Below are 20,455 nucleotides of genomic sequence, written 5' to 3'. Positions count from 1 at the left end.
TTGCCATTCTTTTCCTTACCCCCTCAAGCTGATACTCGGCTTGAGGTTTTTTTATACTGGGAGCTTCTACCAACGTTGCAATCAAAGTTAATTCCTTAGAGCTGCACGGCAGTGATTATCGCTGTTACGCGCTGTTGTAATTTGGGAATGATCTGCTGCTCAAATAGCGGGTTGCGCTTAAGCCAAATATTATTTCTCGGGCTCGGGTGAGGCATCACTAAGGTGTGTGGCCACAATGTTTGCCAATTTTCGATGGCCTGAGTCACGGTCAATTTCTGCTGTAAATGCCACTCTATCGCGTATTTACCGACGAGTAAGGTTAATTCTACTTGGTTTAATTGGTTAAGAATCTCCTGTCGCCATTTAGCCGCGCACTCGGGGCGAGGCGGCTTGTCGCCACTTTTCTTATCAGTTGCTGCGTAACTGCCTGGAAAGCAAAATCCCATCGGCAGAATCGCGAACAACTCTGGATCATAAAATTCATCATCAGTCACACCTAGCCACTCTCTCAACCTTTGACCGCTAGCATCATCGAAAGGACGGCCTTGATGATGAGTCTTTTGCCCAGGCGCTTGGCCTGCAATCAGAATTTTGGCATTACTGGCCAGTTGCACAATGGGCTTTGGCGCAAACGGTAAATGCTTGGCACAAAGCTGACATTGCTTAACTTGACCAAGCAAATTGTTAAGATTGGCGTTTATTCGCATAAGAGGAGCAACTCAATAACGCTCAGTTAACTGTGTAGCGTAATTTGATATGCCCAATATCCTAAGTAGCTATAACCTGTGATGAGTGTAGCGTAGCTAAGCAGTTTGACACCAAGCGAGCTGCGACCTGAGGCTGCCACATGGGCGATGGCAATGGCAAATATTGTCAGTGGTGCTGTGTAATAGCCAACGACCATAAACAGTAATGCGACTTGTGCGAGAATTAATGGCGTATTCTCGGTCGGAGCTTTAGCACTATGGCTCAACTGTATTGGCAGCAAGCTCAATGCAATACTGACGATAATGACGCCAATGTTGAGTGAAATAGCGCCGACGCCTTCGATGTAAATCATCGCCATTATAAACGTCAATAGCGCAGGTATAAGGGATATCAGCGTATGTATTTTAGCAAAACGTTTGCTTTGGTATTTACCGGTGAAATAGAACAGGCCAGTCAATAGCAGGTTAAAAAAGCAGAAGCCGCCAAGGGAGATTGCCAGCATCAATATATTGGTGGTGTCGGATTGAAACGCGAAAGCAGGCATTGGCGCGAGAACACTGGAAAATAACAGGCATAACGTTGCTTTGAAGCGATTTTGAGTACGATTCATTAAAGATCCATTGGCAGGATTAGTCATTGAGAATATAAGGGTACAATCGCCTAAAGTGAGCCTAACTGCAACATGAAAACGGACTAAATAGTAGGATTTAGATCTGAGTCTTAAAAATAAAGTGTCGCGTTATCGAGAATGACTGAAAACCTGAGGGTTTGGCTATTGAAATTAAAAAACCCGCAGTCGCGGGTTTTTAGTATTAAATGACGCTAAGCCTTGTTTTATCTAATTTTTAGCTCATTCTCTGCAATGTAAAGCCACCATGAGTAGGTTATAGATTTGCCTGCTTAAGCCATTCTATAACCTAGTCAAACCATGACTATAGACGGTAGCTCATGCTAAGCATGATGAGGTGCGCATTATAGTCGTGGCTGTTGCTGCCAAAACTTAATACGTTCCAGATCCCGTCTGGAGCAATATCATTGCCAGCGTCGTTATCTTTGTAGTTTTCCATCTTGTAGTCTATACGGACATCCATTTTGTCTGTTGCACGGTATAAAGCGTAAACATTAACGTTATGGACTTTGGCATAGTAATCGCCGTAATCACCCGTGACACCTTGGGTAACTTGGGTGGTACTACTCGAATCTGAATAAGTGTAATCAACACCTAAACGCAGTTTCTTTTCCATTAGATTGTTGTAGCTATAACCTGCGCCAACCACATCGACTTGATCTTCAACAACGCCAAACCAGTTAGGCGTTGAAAAGTTGGTGCTACCCGCTTGATCTGAATCGATGTTTTGACGGTTGTAAAACGCTGTCAATGTCATGTCTTCAGTCAGTAAATAGCTGACACTTGCATCGTAACTTAAATCTTTCGATTCAGTTAGACCAATCTGTGTGTCGCTGTAATCGTCAAGTGCGTAACGCGCACCAAAGTCGATGGTAAGCGCATCAGTTGGGCTATGTGTAACACGGGCTTCAACTTGAGTACGCTTTCTATCGGCTAGATTGTACTTACGTAGCAAGTCGTTTGACTCACTTGAAGTCCACTCTGATGCTTGATACTCAGAACCATCACGGTCGCCATAACTCCCTTTAACCCACATATCCCACTTATCAAATGCGCTGACTCGGTACTTAGCCCATACAGTGCTTTCTTCGGTGGTTTCGCGGTCTTGGTAGCTACGCTCGTCTTTACGGTAATCAAAGCCACCTTCAAGTCTATGGCCACGTGCCAGACGATAGTCTGCAGCTAACTTAGCTTTATTGGTGGTGATATCGTAAGGCGTGTTGTAAGCCGCTTGACCTGTTGTTGAGTCGATGCTGATCTGCGTCCACTCTTCAATGTTGGTTTTGTTGTCACGGTCGTTATAATCGTAGCTGGCTTTTAAACGCAGCTGACGATTAATACGTGACACAACTTTAAGAGTCACGCCTGTGGTTTCAACTTTGCCATCGAGCGACTCAGCTGGCATTTGATAGCCATAGCCTGAGGTGCTGTAGTCTTGGTCTTGTGTCATTTGACCATAATGAACACGGCCATTCATGATGGTTTTACCTGCCACATATTGGCCCATTAACGACACTGTGTGTGCTTCGTTATCTGGATCAAGCGACATATAACCCGTTGTTTGTGCGCCAAACGTTGGGCTAAAGGCATTATCATAAGACAGTTCGCTGTACTCATTCTTAAAGATTGAGCCGTTATAATTTAGCGCTGTAAACCAATTATCACCGCCAATACGAATACCAGCTTCAAGGGTATCGGTTGTGTAATCAACAGGTTCAGCAATCATCATCGACTGGTTAGAGAAGCTGCCGGAGGCTTGCTTAACACCAGTCTTATCTTCACGCATGTAATTGATGTAGGTGCTCCATAAAGACTCACCTTGCTGATTGTTAAACGAGTAATCAAGACCTAATCCAGCTCTTTTACGCTTTAGCGATAGCTCAAGCGGATTAAGGCTTGAGTTTAAGTTGGTCATGTCTGTCGTGCTACCAGCATGAACCCAGTCACTAGCGAGAGTCAGGTTATCACTGCCTACTCCCTGGTAAGGGCTCATGGCACTATCAGTTTTATAAGTCGCAATTTGGCGATAATTTAGGTTTAGATTGTATTGACCTGCTTTGCCGACATTGATATCAGCTCGGCTATTTTCCATGCCTAAATTGTCAGCTTCGATAGAGGCTTGATAACCGCTTTTACCTGAGTATTTAAGGTCGGCATCAATTTTAGCTGCAAACTCATCTTCAGCGGCAAACGCATTTGCTGAATGAATATCGTCGCTGTCGTTGTAACCAACACCCACGCCGATGCTGCCGCTGTAACCTGTTTCTACAGTACAGCGCTTACAAGCCCATTTTTCGAACTTAACTTTGTCGGTATTCGCATTTTGTACGCCGTAACCGTCAGCTAGCGCGGCGCCTGGTGCAATGGCACCGGCACTTGCAAGCAGGGCGAGCGTGACCAAATTTAATTTGAATTTCATCTTCTCGTCTCCGTTAGCGCTGGAACAGCTTGCCAGATGGATGGTTTGAACCATGGATCTGGTTATGACAGTTTAGACAGCTACGACCGCCGGTAAAGGCATTGTCGCCGACACTTGAACCTTGTCCGGTATTGCCCATGTAAGCATTGCTCGCATGGCCATCGCTTGCATGACATTGTTGACATAGTTGCGGAGCACGAGTTTTTAGCATGCTTTCATTTACGCTGCCGTGAGGGTTGTGACAAGAAACACAATTCTCAGTGACGGGTGCATGCTCCCACAATTTTGGGCCACGTTTCTCTGCGTGGCATGAGTAACAGGTATCGTTAACGCTAGGCTTAACAAGATCTGAATCGCTCATTGTTCCGTGTGGGTTATGGCAATCGCTACAGACCATTTGTGCCCATTTCATTGGGTGGCTTGAGCGTTTGTTCATGTCAGCTTTTTGCTTGGTATGACAGCTAGTACACACTTCCAACTCAGTATTTTTTGATAACACTGGATCTTTGGCGGCATGAATTGAGTGACAAGAGGCACAAGCAATATCTGCATTGTCATGGTGTCCACCATTCCAATCCATACGCTTGTCATCTTTGTGACAACTCATACAAACACTGTTTTGCTTTTCAGCAACTAAGGTAGAGTCTGGACCAAAAGCGATCATCGGCTCTTTGCCGCCACGGTTATGTTTACCCATAGGGCCATGACAGGCTTCGCATTGAAGGCCAGCCATTGGGCTCTTGCTTGAGTCGACAGAACCATGAACACCGTTAAAGATGGCCATTACTTTTTCAGATTTCTTGTGACACATAAGGCAAGAGTCGGCGCCTTTAGGCGAGTATTTACCTTCGGCAAATTTCTTGTCTAGTGTTGCTTCTACTTCATCAGGGCTCATCGATGCATCCCACTTTGACGCGATTGCTGTGTTAGCAAAGCCAAGTGAAAGTACTGCCGATGCTAATAGCGCTGGAAGTAAGGTTTTTAGTTTGTTGGTGATCTTCATAATCGATTTCCTAAATTTGCACAAATTTTGTGAAAGCGGGGGAGAGGACTCCCCCTTTTTTCAACACTCTTAATGACTTAAGTCATTGAAAAGAATTACGCAAATTACATCTTAACCGCAGTGTGATCCGCAGGTGTTGGCGCGTGGCAGTAGAAACACGTTTCTAGTTGCGCGGCGTCATTAGCAACATCTTTATCAACATTGAAGAGAGCACCTTGACCAGCTGCATGGGTCATTGTGCTTTCTGCGGTGTGACAAGACGTACACGTTGCTGCAATAGGTGTTGTGTATAAGCTCTTCTGACTTGGTGTGTAAGCGTCCACTACTTTAGTTGCAAACGCACTTTTCACTTTAAAGGCTTCAAGATTAAGACCAGTGTGGCACTGAGTACAGTCATTGATGACTTGTTGTGCTCCATGAACCACGTGGAGTTTCATCTCTAGTGCACCTTTGTTTGTGCCACCCGCATATGTGCCGTCTGGCGTATGACAAGCCACACAAGCATCTACACCAACAATGGGTTGGTCGTTAGCGTCAGTGCTATGGGATAGCTGCTCAGACATAACGAAACCTGGGTGATGTGTGCCTTTGTGCACTTGGAACTCGGCGCTATGACATGTAGTACATGCGCTGAAGTTAACTGAGTCAACATGACGCATGCTAGCGGCTTCACCAGACAATGTCGCGAAAGCAAGGTCTGCTTTCATACCTGTGTAGAAATCAGCTTTTAGACCAGTAATTTCACCGTCGTCATTTTTTTCGAAGTTCTCATCTACAGCAACAGTGTCACAGTTAACAAACTCACCACTTTCAGAACAAAGTGCTAAACCTGTAAAGGTGAACGCTGTATCAGCATCGGCACCCGCAGCAACATCAGCGGGGAAGGCTAGTACTTGAGTTGTGTAGCTAATATTACCTTCTTCGGTAATTGTCGCTGCTTCGTTAAGCTCACCGTTTAACACTAGGTTTAGGCTATCGTGACCGTAATAACCGCCTTGCACATTGTTTGGACCAACGGTAGTGGTCGCTTCAACGCGCTGGATTTGAGGTACTAAAGTAGATGCATTAACCGCTTCGCCATTTGCATCAACGATTGCTACCGTGACGGTTGCAGTCAGATCAGCATTAACGGCTAAAGTAGTATTCATGCCGTAAGTGTCAATCAATGCTTTGGTGGCACCGAAGCTGCCAGTGTGTAGCTCTTCAGTCCAGCTGGCATTATGACAAGCAACACAGTTTGAGTTGTCAGCCTGTTGAGAGTGACCTTGACCTGCGACAAAATCGATGTCTACGTGACAACTAGTACAGGTTTCCATGGTCGGAATACGTGACCAGTTGCCCCACTCTGTTAGCTCACCGCTGTCAGCTTCTGGCTCAACGTGGCAAGACTTACAGTTATTTTGAATTAGGTGCTCAGCAGCCTCGCCGGTATATTCTTTATCGTACTTATCTTCGAATGTCTTCGCAGTGTTATGAATATTGTGGATGAGGTGGTTCCACTGAGATTCACCATACTTAGAGGTGTGACAAGTGGCACAAGTCTCTAGAGTGTAATAATCACTGTGACGCGTAGTGAGGGGCTCACCTTCTGCATGACAATTTGTACAGGTTTCGTGAGACACGATGTTCTTGGTGTATTTAGCCTCAAAACCTTGGCCATCAAAGTCGGCAACGATTTCACGGCGAGGGACTGAGGTTGTGCCATCGGCAAGTGTCGAATCAGCACCGCCAGCGTGTACATTAAAACGCTGGGTCATATCAGCGTTGTATTCATCTAATTCGAAAGTGAAGGTATATGAACCATCTTTATTATCGGTATATTTATCAGCGCCTTTGAGCCTTGCGGTACGTGTCCACTGTGCGCTGTTACCTGCACCCGTAGCACCTTGAGGCGCTAACTGGGCAGCAGTTAGAGTGAGATCTTGTAGACCAATGATAGGTAGGTCTTCTTCGTTAGTGGCGAATACGTTAACGGTTGGTTGACCGTTGTCATATGTCACATCTGTTACTTTTAGGTTTAGCGTGTTGATGTAATCTGCAGCCGGTCCACCTGGGTTGCCAGGATTTCCGTCAGTACCATCGTCGCCACCACAGCCGGTTAGGGCCATTGATACGGCGCTTGCTGCCAAGAGCAGCGCAATTTTAGATTTTTTTACGTTCATCATTTTTTCCCTGCATAGGTTTGGCACTGTCTTAAACGTGTGGCCCGATTAAGTAGACCGACTGTAATTTTTTAATTGCCGCTTAAGTCAATGCTGGAAATAAGATTCCCCAACGAAAGGCTAACGTAATGCAGGGCGAAAATCAGCATAGCAGGTGCTAATGTGTGACGCGGATCTTTCTATTTCTAAAGAGGTATTAGCGAGGGCTGATAAACATGAATACAGATCAAAAAAAGAGGCCTAAATAGACGAAATATGTAACAAAGTTAGTCTTTATTAGTTGAGAATAACTCTCATTAAAAAAGGGAGGCTAAGCCTCCCTTTTTAGTTACATGATGACTGTATTAGTGACCGTGTAGTTCCATAATTTGCTCTGGAGAGTGGCAAGTAGCACAAGCTTCTTTTGCTCTACTAAGAACATCTGCGGAATCTGTACCATCCAAGATACCACCGTTTGTTTCGATATGAGAATTACCAGCTTCACTTAGATACTTCTGGTGACAGCTTAAGCACGTCCCTGCATCTGAAGAAACCCAAATACCGGCTTTATCTTTAGTATCCAGATTTGGGTAGTTCCATACACGCTCTGGAGAACGACCTAACGTGATACCATTTTCAATATCATTTTTGCTGTCTTCAGCAGTGTGGCAAGTCAAGCAGTCTGTCTTCATAACTGTTTGAGAACCAAGACCTGCATACTTAAGGTAGTGACCATCTGCATGGTGAGCTTTATAAGCAAAGCTGGTAGGTTTGTCATATTCACCAGAATTTCTTACTGACTCTTTAACAGATTTATCAGAGGTGTGACAAGTTTGGCAATTAACACCATTGTCATAATGGTAGATCTCTTGGTTGTGACAGCCCTGACACTTAGTTGCATCGATAATATCACGGCGCATTTCTACTGTTGTTTCAAGATCTGCTGATGAGTTTTTCCAAACAAAATGGAAAGGTGCATCTTTAACTTCAACCTTGCGAACACCTTCAGTTGTACAATCTGTCATCTCAACAACAGGACGGCCATAGCCACCGTTGTTGTAACAGATTTTAAGCGCAGACCAAAGTTCGAAAGTTTTACCGTTAGCGTCATTAGGTAGATTGAAACCTGTAAAGGTCATTACCCAAGTATTTGCTGCAGCATCATAAGTGCCTTCACTTAGTTTCATACGGCGTTTGCTATATGACGCATCAGTATATGATGGGAAGTCTTTATCACTATCCCACGCCATAACAATGCGAGAACCTGTATCTACAAATTCAGCGGATAATGCCTGACCATCAGTACCTAATACTTGAACCGTGGTTGTGAATTTACCATCAGTATCAACACCAATATCAGAGAACTTTACACTCATCTCTTGGGTTTCATTGTAGGCTTTCATGATATCGCCATGAGCTTCTTTAGCACTACGTGCATAGCCCTCTTCGATATGGCATGACATACAGTTTTCATTACTTGGGTCGTGATACGCTTTTGGCATTGTAGTATGACAAGCGATACAAGCAGTATTGCTTTGATTTGCCAGGAACAAGTCTGCATTAGCTGGTGCATTGTCGCCAGTCACATGACAAGAAGTACAGTCAGCAGCTGGTCCCTGAGGGAACATTACTTTGCCATAATCGTGAACGCCACCACCGTAACCAATCACTTTATATGGCGCAGGGATATTGCCATTATCATCGGCTTCTGGAGCGTCAGGAGCATAAGTTGTACGTGCGTTACCTTTATGAATAGCATGGATCATATAAGTAAAGTCGACACTGTTGCCGCTTTCAGGGTCACCTGAAGTTGCTGTATGGCAAGATGCACAGTTTTCTAAATCAATACGACGACCGCCATGAAGTTCTAAACTTTCAGGCTGATGGCAGGTGTAACAGGTTTCAATTGAAACAACATTACGAGTTTGAATCCCATCAGTCATGCCTGTTGATGGCTGCCAGTCGAAGTGGGCATTGGCTGCAAAGCCTGATAGCTTTAATTCTACCGTTGCACGTTGCGTGTTTTCAGCATTGTAAGCAACAGCGATTGGTGTGGTTACATCAGCAATATTTTGTTGGAAGCTATATGTGTAACTGCCATCGCCATTATCAACGAAGCAAGTTTCACAGCTAGATGCTGCTTCTACGTTTGCTTGGAATTGGTTTGAAGGGGTGATATCTGACTCACCTTCAGGAACCCAATCCGGGTTAGGTGTTTTTTCTGCATTTATATATGCTTGCCATTGAAAACCACGATCAAATTCAACAGCTTCATCACTTTCGCCAAAAATACGAGTTTCTTGAGCTAATTGAGCAATACCAAAACGTAGGTCGTGGTCTTTGGTTAAGTCAAGAACAGCGACACCGTTGTCATTTTGAAGTTTGAAGTCTACTGTTACGACACCAGCTTCTACAGTTGCATTAGTGAAGACAGCATTTACACTTTTTGCTGCGTCGATGCTAACACCAACAACACCAGGCTTACCATCTTCGCCATTTTTACCATCATCGCCACCACAACCAGAAACGGCTAGTGAAAGCACGCCTGCTGCTAGTAGCGCTTTTGAAGTCGCGCTTAAATTGAAAAATTTCATCATTTTTTGTCCCTGCAATAGTTTTTTAATCATCACTAAAAGAGATGTAAATTGAGAAGCAATCTCATTAACCCACAATTAGTGTGCGGAATTTTATTTCCACCTCTAAGGCTAACGAAGCGGGAGATTTTTAGCAGTTGTTTTAGCCGCTTTATGTGATTAAGGTCTGACTATTTCTTTAGGGGTATAGAGAAAAGGGTGCTTTTAGGACTATTTTAATTATCGATTAAGAATGAACCGACCAAAAACGCTCAAATGTTGATGTATTGTTGACTTGTTGCGGTATGCCGTAACAGACTTAAGTCATTGTCATAAAGTAGGTAATTTAGAATTGGCTTAAGTTAGTTTTCTGTATTTCCTCATTATTGGCTTGTTTAATATAAAAGGATGAGAAAGCGAGTTCCTCATCCTTTTATATTTACATTGCCTTCTACCACTTTTGGTTCGTTTTGCTCGGCTTTAGCTGGCTTGATTTAGTTAGGCATGTGCTTCTCTGCGATCTTTTCTGCGCTATGGCAAGTAAGACATGTCTCGTTGGCCATTTGAGCATTTTCAAATGTATCTGCTACGACGCCACCCATGTTTTCGATATGTGATTGAGCTGAATCTTTGCCGCCACCGATATCGTAGCTGTTAGACACATGACATGAAGCACATACACCCGCTTGCGGGCTAGAGAAAGTTTGGTCTTTACGGTTCCAACGCATTGGCGTTGAGCGCGCATTTTCTAAGCTGTAATTGCCATCATCATGACAAGCTGTACAGGTTTTAGTATCAACTAAAGACTGCACATCTTCACGACCATGTGCTTTACCAAAAGTGCCATGAACACGGACGATCATGGCGTTGTAATCACCGGCTTCATGACACTGTGCACAGGTATGCAGGTCAGCATTACGGTAGTGCGGAGCGCCTTTACGAACGACCATGTCATTGTTGTGGCAACTGGCACAATTTTCATAGTTGACCGCGCTAGCACGCTCTGCGCCAGCAGAACCATCAAGCTTCAAAAACGCTGTTTTAGCGGCATTTGCACTTAAGATACCAGAACAGCTACCTTCTGAATCAAGCTCAACCAGTGTTGACTCTTTGTTCTTGAAACAAGCGCTAAAACTCGCTGACAAGGCAAGATCTGCACCGTTCTCAATGGCATCTGCTAAGGCGGGTAGTGTATAGCTTGTTCCTGTTGCATCAACGACAACATTAAAGCTGCCATCAGCATTAGGTGTGACAGCAACACTTGGACGTGAAGCAAGGTAAGCATCTGCTGCTGAAGCATCGATTGCGTTGGCATAAATAGACACTCTAGGTACATGGGCACTTGTGACCTCTTGTTCACCCATTATCAAGTTTACAGTGAAGCTCAACTCTGCAGCATCAGAATTCCACACTATATTACTGTAACTCGTTTCAATGAGCTTACCCGCTTCAATTGCAGATTCACGGCTATCTTTGTCGTGGCCGGCAAAGTGACGGAAGGCACCGCCGCGAGTGTTACCATCGTTTGATGTATGACAATCAACACAACCTACATATGAAACACCCGTGTCGTCAGTTGTGGTACGGCCGCCATAGTGGTAGTCACCATGACAAGATTGACAACTATCAGCGTCCATATCTTTAAACCAATCCAGCGCGTGAACTGTCACACCTTCTGGCAATGTCTCTTCAGTTTCGGTGTATTGCACGTGACAGCTTTCACAACTGGCAGTAGCAGCTGGATAGTTAACAGGTTTTAGTGGATTACCTTCCTCATCAACTTGAGCTGCTCGGTCATATTTATAGCCAAAAACAGGGTTTTTAGCTGAATTTCCAATGACCGTTTCAAACTTAGCAACATCGCGGCGCTCTGCTTCAGTTGCGCCAGTATGAATGGCGTGAACAAGTCCTTTAATTGAACCATCGACGGTAAAGTTGACTTCATTACCCTCTTCATCACTGCCAGTCCCAGCATATTGGGTGTAGTCAGTGTGGCAAAAAAGACAACCATCGGCGGTGTTGCCATAATTGCCATGACGGATATGATCTTGACCAACATGACAGCTGGTACATGTTTGGCTCTCTAATACTGATTTAGGAGAGCTGACTGGGCGCTCAGTAGCAGGTTCCCAGTAATAAGCTTCAACATTTTTAACTTTGTTCGCGCCAGCGCCATAAGTCATCAAGTAAATGCCTTGGACTTGTGTGGCGTCATAACCGTAGTCTAGGCTTTTAGTATCAACAATATCTGGGGCGGTAATGCGGTACTTACCACCACCAAGATACTCAAGACATTGTTGTTCGTCTGGGCAATTACGGTTCGGGCGCCAGTTGTCGGTGCCAGTGACTAAATCATCTTTTGATTTATTGCGGTATGACAACCAAATTTCACGCTCACCATCGCCACGAGAATCTACAGTGACACTATTACCGTCTGAATCGGTAACATCGTAAGGTAAAAACGCTTCAGCTCGCGTCCCCATACGGCCAAAACTAACGCGCAGTGGATCGGTTAGATCTTCTAACCCTGTTACGGTAACGCCGTTCAAGTTAGTGAAATTGAATTCGATTGTTAGGGTCGCATTGGTTTCATCATAGCTGGCGAGCTCTACTTGGGTTTTAACTGCGGTTACATCGTTAATGTGTACTGCTATTTCGCCATTATTGCCATCTTCACCATCTTTACCGTCGCTGCCACAACCAACAAGCGCCAAAGATAGTGCTCCAATGCCGATTGCTGATTTAACAGCGGTTGCTAATTTATATCGATTTATCATCATTTTATTCCCTGCATAGGTTTTATCTGCTGTGAGGTTTTTTACCTCTTAAGCGTGAGGGGCTTCCTCAACAGGATCTTACCCAAAAGAGGTAGTTAGCAATAAAATACATATGGCAAATGTGACGCGAGTCTTCGTAATGACTTATGCAGCCCGTTAGTTGTTAAAACGTTTAAAAAACAGTAATTTAATGTGGTTTACATTTGGGGGTTAAGATTGAATTAAGTTAAGAGGGTCTATTCTTAAAGTAGGCTTAAAGTTGGCGGTATTATCATCATTTTAATTGATTTAGATCATAATTATTGTGCCAGCGTTGATAAACAGCAATACAATAACCTAACAAGTTTTTGGTGGTTTGTGATCTTTGTGTGCGCAAGGTGTTGCGTATGGGTTGCGTATTGCGGAGGGTGTGAGGACAAGCCCAAAATAGAGCTGATTTTATTTTTATTCTGACTGACTTCAAAGAGATAAAAAGCGGCGTATGTACGCCGCTTTATTAAGTGAAGTTCTTAGTTTTTACCACTCTACGGGGTGAACTGAGTCCACTCCATTCGTTTTACCTTCTGCGTGACAGGTTGCGCAAGATTCACTTCCCGGTACATAAGTGCCACGAGTATCGTTTGCTGCACCGCCATTGGCGCGTATATGCGCGACTAATGAGTCAGTCGCCCCATGACAACTTATGCAAGTTGACGCAATGGGAGAAAATTCAACCATGCCTAATACTGCATCCGTAGATGGTGTTGCTACCATGGCACCGAGTCCATCCATTTTTAGCTGGCCTTTATCATGGCAGACAGCGCAGTTACCATAATGCTCTGGGAAGGTGATTGGATCTTGAGTTGAACGCTTATTAGCATGATGCGCATGGATACGAATTTTAAAGTCAATATGGTCTTGAATCGATTTAGAGTCTGCCCCAGAACGAGTCGGGTTGTGACACATCTGACATTCACCTTCAAAATTACTGTAACTGCCTCCGTGTTTGAAATCGATGCCAAATTTACCGATGAACTTTTCGTCATGACAATTGGCACAGGTTTCGTTACTCACTACAAGCCTTCTCGCCATTACGCTGTCATCGCCATTTAGGTTGAATGGGACAAGCTCACCGGTGATCACCGCTGGATTGTTAGACTCATCGCTGCCGGTACCACAAGCAACTCCCATCAGGCTATCTCGGTCGACACACATTTTGGTTGAAATGACGCCAGTCGCCGCTTGGCTTGTATCGGCCATTATCGTGGTTGCGCTTGTGTATCGATAAATACCGTCACTCACCGCTGCTGGTGTTAGTGCAGTAAGAGTCACTTTTTGTGTTCCTGAGCCAAAATCAATATCATTACCAAAGCCAAAATAGATAGCGCTTAATGAGATACGTTCATCTGCGTCAGGACTCATCACAGGAGTACTTAATGAAGTGTCAGTAAATTGCACATCAAAAGTAATCATGTCTGTCGCAATTGAAACAGATCCGGGCACTAGGCTCGCTGAGTAGCTATCTTTAGCATTATCTTTCGCTACAGCATCAGTCATATGGTGCGCCGCTCCTTGCTCGCCTTTTTCTGCGTGACAGGTGCTGCAATCTGTGGTGTCGATATACTTGTCGTGCATATCTGTTTTAATTTGCGCCGCATCGGTTGAGTCTGAGTGACACGAACCACAAGCTAATGCACGATGATGTTTAAAGTTAAACGCGTCGGCGGGGCTCGTTTCGCCCTCTTGGTGACAAGCACGACAATCATACATATCGGCTGGGAAGGTCACTTCAGAATAATCGTGAATGCTGCCACCAAAGCCCACCATAAAGTATTCGCTTTTATGGATCTTATGCACCATATAGCCCATATCGATTGGCGAACCTGTTTCAGGATCGCCGGCATAGCTGGTGTGACACATTTGGCAATTGGCGATATCGAAACGTTTGCCACCGTGGAATAACAGTTTTGGCGCCCAAGGATGGTTATAATCGTCGCTATGACAGCGCAAACATGATTGCTCGAGGAACTCTACCGTGCGAGTCGCGTCTGCCGCGACCATTTCACCTGAAGAGGGCAAAAAGTCGAAATGTGCATTAACCAGTTTATCTGCACTGCCATCAGCTCTTAGTTCCATGGTGATGCGGTGCGTTAGGCTGTCATCAAATGTGAGATCGAGCCCTTCAAGTTCAGGTATTTCACTTAAGTTAAGCTCAAAGGTGTAGCGGTACATGCCGCTGCTCAGGTTCTCTATACACGCCTGTGCACAGCTAGATTCAAGCCCTGGTTGGAATTGTGTGCCTGCCTTGTCCTCATACCCAGGTGGAACGTTGGCTGCAACGGGGTCAACGGCACTATTAATGTAGTTGACCCATTGAGGTGTTTTATAACCTTTACCTTCGGTTGGTAATAATTTAGCCACACCCATACCGATCCAGTCTACAGCTTGATAAGTGTCTAAATCAGTTATTGCTACGCCATTGGCATTTTCTAGTGAGAACTCTACCGCAACCACACCTTCTGTCACGGAGGCCGATGAGATGGACGCTTTGAGATCATTGGCTTGAGCAATCGAAAAACCAACTTCACCGTCTTTTCCATCTTCACCATCATTACCGTCACTGCAGCCAAACAACAAGGTGGCGCTTGCGAGAGCAATCAAACTGAGTCTTGAGCTTCTAGTTTTGATATCCATAATTTTGTGTTCCATTATTTCTCATCACTAAAGGATTTAAGCCCAACGACTTTTATCGTAGGGCTTATGATTATTATTTTATTGGGTGAACCGCTAATACATCGACCGAGGCTCCTTGGCCATGGCAAGTAGCGCAGCTTTCTGTGCCTGATGTTGCATCCGCTTCGGTGCCATTGAAAACGCCACCTTGTTGGGTCATATGACTTTTAGACGTGTCACTGGTATGGCAAGCGCTACAAATGGCTGATGTTGGGCTGGTAAAACTTCCATCATCAAATGCTAACGGCTGCACTGCACTGTTGAGCGGTAATGCGGCCGTAAGCACGCCTGCTGCATCTTCTGTGTGGCATTGCGCGCAGTTGCCGATATTGCCTGGGTAGTTAATATCTGGGTAGCTTTCACGTGAGCCCGCATGCAGCGTATGGGCGAGGTGCTTGTAATCTGCCGTTGATGCTGCTGGATTGTCAGCACTTGCCTCTGCTTGCATATTGCGGTTGTGACAAACTTGGCACTGTCCCTCAAGGTCATTACGTGAACCGTGGTAGTTCAGCTGTTGATCGCCGTGGCAGCTGCCGCAGATTTCGTTAGTGACCACGACTCGGCGTCCAGTATCACTAAGCGCTGTTGCACTAAAGAACTGATGGCTGGATTTAAGATTGGTGGTGTTATCGGTGTCGGCACAATCAGCCAGCATGTCATCATTGCTGCACAGCTTGCCTTGAATCGCTAGCGTACCTTTATCTGCGGCTAGTTCACTTGGGACTGTCAGTCCGCTGATTTGGTAAGTAAATAGCCCGTCACTACCAGAGATTGGCGTTGTGTCTTGTAGCTTGATTGAACGGGCGCTTTGAGTCGTATAATCGACACTGACTCCCCAATTGGCATATATACGCAGGTCATTAACAAAGTTAAGTTCGTCAGCACTTTCGCTGTAAACCTCATTAGTCGCAGGATTAGAAAGTCTTACCGTCAATTCAACCGTAGTGCCGTTAAGCATAGCACTGACAATCTCTACATTAAACTGACCAAGAATGGTATCAGTATCACCTTGGCTATGGGCACTCAAGGTCCAATCTGAATTATGGCAGGCGACACAGTTACTATTGTCTTGCTGAGTTGGGTGGCCTTGACCCGCTGGGAAGTCAATATTGGTATGGCAACTACCACAGGCCTCCATTGTGGGGACGCGAGCCCAGTTCATGTTCTCGGTTAATGCTTCATCTGCAGCGTGACACGTTTGACAGTCTGCCAATGATCCCGGGAAACCGGTTAAATGCTTGCCGTGCACCATTGGCGCAAAAAAAATGTCTGGGTCACTGAATTTACCGGTATTGTGGCAAGTTACGCAGGTTTCAATTTCATTGTACTGCTCGAGATCAGCAGGACCATGAAAAGCCAAGTCATTGTGACAGCTGTTACAGGTGTCCATTTTGATGAGATTACGGCTATAAACCGGCTCGCTACCTTTATCTTGCCAGTCATGATGCTGGTTGGTAATAGGTAACACCGTACCATCAGGTAAAGCATCGCCGCCCACTTTGATGACGACACGTTGGGTCGCACCCGACATAAAGCCAATATCATTCATGCCATCAAAAGCGCCGCTAAAGGTGTAGCTATATTGGCCATTCTTATGGTCGACAAGCTCACCTTTACATACGTCAGAGCAAGATTCTGAGGTGAAATATTGCCATTGGCTAGCATTGCCCGCATTGGTATAGCCCATAGGTAACAACTGGGCGGCAATATAAGTGGCTGACGGAATGCCGACAACAGGCTCATCTTGCTCATTAGTAATGCGATAATTAATCGTCGCAACTCCAGCGTCAAAAGCAACCTCGTTGACTGCAATGTTCAGCTCAGTTATTGCTGTTGCTGGCGGCCCACCGGGTTCTCCGGGGTTGCCAAGGGATCCATCATCGCCGCCGCAACCCGCTAATATGGCCATGAGACCTAGAGGAATACTTTTATGAAGTCTTGATTGGGTGATCAGTTTCATTTTTCTTTCCTTGAAATCTTTTTAATGACAAAACTACATTTGATAGCTAAATGTCAGGCCAAAATAGTGAGCGTTATAATCGTGGCTTAGATCGCCAAAAGTCAGCACGTTAGGAATGGAGTCAACGGCTAATCCTTGGTTAAGCCAGTCGGAATCTTTGTAGTTTTCAAAGATCCAATCGAAGCGTAATGCCATTTTTTCTGCTAATTGATACTTAGCAAAGGCATTGACGTTGTGTTTTTCGGCAAAGTAATTGCCATAGGGCGAGGTGAGTCCTTGAATAACGTCGGTATCACTTTGGCCATCAGAGTAGGCGTAATCTAAACCTAAGTTGAGTTTGCTATCGAATAGATTTTGATAGTCTAAGCCTGCGCCAACCAGTGTTGATTGTTCATCGGTGTTTGCGTACCAATTGGGTAGGTCAAAGTTAGTACTGCCGGCTTGCTCGCTGTCACGCCAGTCTTGGTTGAGGTAGGCATTAACATTGAGGTTTTCATTGAACATATAGTTGGCGGAGATGTCATAACCTTGAATATCTACACTGGTTAAGCCAATTTGGGTATCATCGTAGTCATCGAAGCTGGCATGAACATTAGCGCTGGCAGAAAAAGCCGTTGAGCCGCTGTAGGCCACATTTAACTTATATTCTTGGCGCTCTCTATCGGCAAGGTAGGACTTTCTTAAGTAGGGATTACTGGGGCTCGATGTGGTGGTAACGGCATTATAATCGCTGCCAGTTCTATCACTTGCTGTCGCCTTTATCCAAGCTGACCACGCGGGTGAAATAGTATAATTGAGTTTTGCATAGAGGCTATTTTGCTGCAATGAATCTCTATCTAAGTCACTGTAGTCGTTATGATCGTAGCGATATCCACCGTCAATATAGACACTACGACTAAATCGGTATTTGGCAGCAATATCGGCTAATTGTTTGGTTCGGTCGTATTCAGCATTGACTGCGGTGCCAGCATAATAGCTATCGGTGATCACTTGTGGGTAAGGGTTTAACGCGGTTTTATTGTCTCTATCAGAATAGTCGTAACGCGCGCGAACACTCAGTCCACGTGCAAGTCGCCCTGAGTACTTTAACTTCATGTCGGTTGTATCAACTTGTCCATCGAGATTACTGGCGGGCAGTGCAGGCGAAGGGCCATTAATCGTCGCCGGTAGAAAAGCTTGGTCTTGAGTAAAGCTGGCAACGCTTAGGTTCATTAATATTTGATGACCATTACCGTTGAGCTGTGCGTTGGCGCCAACCCGATAGGCCTTATTGTCAGGAGAGGCTGCACTTTGTCCGTCATAGGCAGCACCAAAAGTGGGGGTGAATGCTGAGTTCCAGCTAACAGCTTGATGGTCATTTGTATATTGGCTAAAGGATGAATCAATGCCAACAAGCCAGCCTTTGCCATTAAAGTAGATTTTTGCTGCCAACTCATCGGTAGTGTCATCGATAGGCTGCGCCAACATGGCACTATTGGTTAATAAATTGCCGGAAAAGCTACGCTTACCCTGACGCTCTTCATGCTGATAAGTGATATCGGCTTTATAAAACCCACCTTTATAGTCGGCTTCTAATAGAAACCTATCGCGCTGAGTTTTGAGCTCGGTTTTAGTGACATCATCACTCAACGTCGGCATTTGTCCCGTGGTAGCCCCAGCTTGCCAACTATCGGGCACAATGAGTTGATCGCCACTATTGCGATAGGGACTTAACGCTGCATTGGTCTGGTAATTCGCCAGTCCCCGATAGCCAAGGGCAATGTTGTACTGTCCGGGGCGGCCGGTTTCAATTTTTGCGCTACCGGTGTCATAACCCAATTTGTCAGCTTCTATATGGGTTTGATAACCCGTTTTTGATTGGTAGTTAACATCAGCCTCAACATGACCGACTGCACCGTCGGTGTCAGTCCCCGAGGTGTTGCCAAAATGAATATCACTTGCATCATTATAAGCTGCGCCGACACCAACACTGCCACTAAAGCCTGACGATGTAACGCAACGTTTGCATTGCCACTTGTCGGTTTTTGCATTATCACGATTTGCGCTTTGTACTCCGTACCCATCCGCCATCGCCGGAGTGATAGAGACGCCAATCGCTAATGCAATGAGAGAAAGTTGCAAAGGCTTGTTAATCTTGAACTGTAAACTTTTCATGGTTGCCACTCCTTGTTAGCGCTGCAGCAGCTTGCCAGATGGGTGATTAGAACCATGCACTTGTGAATGGCAGTTCATACAACTTTGACCAGCATTAAATGCATTGGGGTTACCACCAAATACTGCATTGGAAGTATGACCCACAGAGGCGTGGCATTGCTGGCATAACATAGGTGGCTTACTGATAAGCATCGCTTCATTGACACTGCCATGTGGATTATGACAACTGGCGCAATTATCAGTGACCGGGGCGTGCTCCCATAACTTCGGCCCGCGTTTTTCGGCATGACACGAATAGCAGTTCTCATTAACGCTCATCTGTTTGAGGCTGGCATCTGCGAGTGTGCCGTGTGGATTATGACAATCGCTACAGACCATCTGTTGCCATTTAAGCGGGTGAGAAGACCGTTTGTTCATATCGGCTTTCTGTTGGGTGTGGCAACTGGTGCAAACGGCAACCTCGGTAGCTCTATCTGCAATAGGGTCGTGTCCGGTATGAACTTGATGGCAGTTGGCACAACTGACGTCGGCATTGTCGTGGTGGTTACCACTCCATGCCATACGCTCATCATCGTTATGGCAGCTCATACAAACACTGTTCTGTTTTTCGGCAGGGACTGGAGAGTTGGAACCGAAGGTGATCATTGGTTCTTTGCCACCGCGATTATGTTTGCCTAACGGGCCATGGCAAGCTTCGCATTGAAGATCGGCCATCGGGGAGCCTTTGACATTGGCATTACCGTGAACGCCATCGAATAGCGCCATCACTTTTGGGCTTTTTCTATGGCACATTAGGCAGGTGTCGGCACCTTTAGATGAGTACTTCCCCTCGGCAAATTTTTTGTCGAGTAACGCTTCTACTTCTTCTGGCGGTTGGTCATCCCATGGGGCGGAGATGACATTAACACTCAATGCCATTGCCGTGAGCAAAAGTAGGTTCACTACCTTACTTGAGAACCATCCACTGTTCTTGTTCATCATGTCATTCCCATTCCATTCGCTTTTAATGCGTTATTTTTGGATTGTTAAATTAGTAAAAGTGTAAATTACTAATTTAAAATAATAGGTCAAAACCGTGACAAACCCATAACATATGTAGGGCGATTTAGTATTAGGAGTGCTGCTATTTAAAGGTTAACACCAAAAGTGTGACCTGCATCACGCTAAGGTTTGCTGGTTAATGACTTGATAGAAGGGTGAATAATAACCATTATTATTCAGTGTGACTTAGATGCAGACGATTTATCTTTTGAGAGTCGTATATTAGTTGAGAGTTTTGTCACATAATACAGAACACAATTGAAAATTATTATCGTTTACAGTCTGAAATGTTGATCTAGGTAAAGTTATTTAATCCCATGGTCATTTAAAATCGATAAC

The 20,455-nt window shown here is 45.1% G+C and carries 11 protein-coding genes; all 11 read right to left on the bottom strand.

The features are described 5' to 3' along the window. Positions 1-95: 95 nt before the first annotated feature. Positions 96-707: a uracil-DNA glycosylase family protein gene (locus tag L2755_RS09555; RefSeq protein ID WP_248980460.1), complete on the bottom strand. Its 612-nt coding sequence runs from the start codon at positions 705-707 to the stop codon at positions 96-98. A gap of 26 nt (positions 708-733) precedes the next feature. Further along, complete coding sequence (locus tag L2755_RS09550) at positions 734-1,318, bottom strand: hypothetical protein (protein WP_248980459.1); 585 nt, start codon at positions 1,316-1,318, stop codon at positions 734-736. Between the two features lie 322 nt (positions 1,319-1,640). Continuing rightward, positions 1,641-3,755: an MtrB/PioB family decaheme-associated outer membrane protein gene (locus L2755_RS09545; RefSeq protein ID WP_248980458.1), complete on the bottom strand. Its 2,115-nt coding sequence runs from the start codon at positions 3,753-3,755 to the stop codon at positions 1,641-1,643. A 13-nt stretch (positions 3,756-3,768) separates the two neighbouring features. Next, a complete protein-coding gene (locus tag L2755_RS09540; protein ID WP_248980457.1) occupies positions 3,769-4,758 on the bottom strand; it encodes a DmsE family decaheme c-type cytochrome in 990 nt (329 codons plus the stop codon). Positions 4,759-4,862: 104 nt separating this feature from the next. Further along, positions 4,863-6,920: an OmcA/MtrC family decaheme c-type cytochrome gene (locus L2755_RS09535; RefSeq protein WP_346348088.1), complete on the bottom strand. Its 2,058-nt coding sequence runs from the start codon at positions 6,918-6,920 to the stop codon at positions 4,863-4,865. A 344-nt stretch (positions 6,921-7,264) separates the two neighbouring features. Further along, entirely contained in the window at positions 7,265-9,496 is a 2,232-nt protein-coding gene (locus L2755_RS09530) for an OmcA/MtrC family decaheme c-type cytochrome (RefSeq protein ID WP_248980455.1), read from the bottom strand. Positions 9,497-9,966: 470 nt separating this feature from the next. After that, entirely contained in the window at positions 9,967-12,252 is a 2,286-nt protein-coding gene (locus tag L2755_RS09525) for a multiheme c-type cytochrome (protein ID WP_248980454.1), read from the bottom strand. A 513-nt stretch (positions 12,253-12,765) separates the two neighbouring features. After that, a complete protein-coding gene (locus tag L2755_RS09520; protein WP_248980453.1) occupies positions 12,766-14,922 on the bottom strand; it encodes an OmcA/MtrC family decaheme c-type cytochrome in 2,157 nt (718 codons plus the stop codon). Between the two features lie 73 nt (positions 14,923-14,995). Then, complete coding sequence (locus L2755_RS09515; RefSeq protein ID WP_248980452.1) at positions 14,996-16,921, bottom strand: OmcA/MtrC family decaheme c-type cytochrome; 1,926 nt, start codon at positions 16,919-16,921, stop codon at positions 14,996-14,998. A 33-nt stretch (positions 16,922-16,954) separates the two neighbouring features. Continuing rightward, the gene (locus L2755_RS09510) at positions 16,955-19,075 is read right to left on the bottom strand and encodes an MtrB/PioB family decaheme-associated outer membrane protein (RefSeq protein WP_248980451.1); all 2,121 of its coding nucleotides are present in this window, start codon (positions 19,073-19,075) and stop codon (positions 16,955-16,957) included. A gap of 15 nt (positions 19,076-19,090) precedes the next feature. Further along, entirely contained in the window at positions 19,091-19,993 is a 903-nt protein-coding gene (locus tag L2755_RS09505; protein ID WP_283102776.1) for a DmsE family decaheme c-type cytochrome, read from the bottom strand. Between the last annotated feature and the right edge of the window lie 462 nt (positions 19,994-20,455).

This window comes from Shewanella abyssi (assembly GCF_023284025.1).
Lineage (GTDB): Bacteria > Pseudomonadota > Gammaproteobacteria > Enterobacterales > Shewanellaceae > Shewanella > Shewanella abyssi.
Note: the sequence above shows the minus strand (reverse complement) of the source record. Positions and strands in the feature narration are given on the sequence as shown.

What these genes read in the sequence shown, in the direction of transcription:
- L2755_RS09555 (WP_248980460.1), bottom strand. Translation starts at nt 707, where the DNA reads ATGCGAATAAACGCCAATCTTAACAATTTGCTTGGTCAAGTTAAGCAA.
- L2755_RS09550 (WP_248980459.1), bottom strand. Translation starts at nt 1,318, where the DNA reads ATGAATCGTACTCAAAATCGCTTCAAAGCAACGTTATGCCTGTTATTT.
- L2755_RS09545 (WP_248980458.1), bottom strand. Translation starts at nt 3,755, where the DNA reads ATGAAATTCAAATTAAATTTGGTCACGCTCGCCCTGCTTGCAAGTGCC.
- L2755_RS09540 (WP_248980457.1), bottom strand. Translation starts at nt 4,758, where the DNA reads ATGAAGATCACCAACAAACTAAAAACCTTACTTCCAGCGCTATTAGCA.
- L2755_RS09535 (WP_346348088.1), bottom strand. Translation starts at nt 6,920, where the DNA reads ATGAACGTAAAAAAATCTAAAATTGCGCTGCTCTTGGCAGCAAGCGCC.
- L2755_RS09530 (WP_248980455.1), bottom strand. Translation starts at nt 9,496, where the DNA reads ATGATGAAATTTTTCAATTTAAGCGCGACTTCAAAAGCGCTACTAGCA.
- L2755_RS09525 (WP_248980454.1), bottom strand. Translation starts at nt 12,252, where the DNA reads ATGATGATAAATCGATATAAATTAGCAACCGCTGTTAAATCAGCAATC.
- L2755_RS09520 (WP_248980453.1), bottom strand. Translation starts at nt 14,922, where the DNA reads ATGGATATCAAAACTAGAAGCTCAAGACTCAGTTTGATTGCTCTCGCA.
- L2755_RS09515 (WP_248980452.1), bottom strand. Translation starts at nt 16,921, where the DNA reads ATGAAACTGATCACCCAATCAAGACTTCATAAAAGTATTCCTCTAGGT.
- L2755_RS09510 (WP_248980451.1), bottom strand. Translation starts at nt 19,075, where the DNA reads ATGAAAAGTTTACAGTTCAAGATTAACAAGCCTTTGCAACTTTCTCTC.
- L2755_RS09505 (WP_283102776.1), bottom strand. Translation starts at nt 19,993, where the DNA reads ATGGCATTGAGTGTTAATGTCATCTCCGCCCCATGGGATGACCAACCG.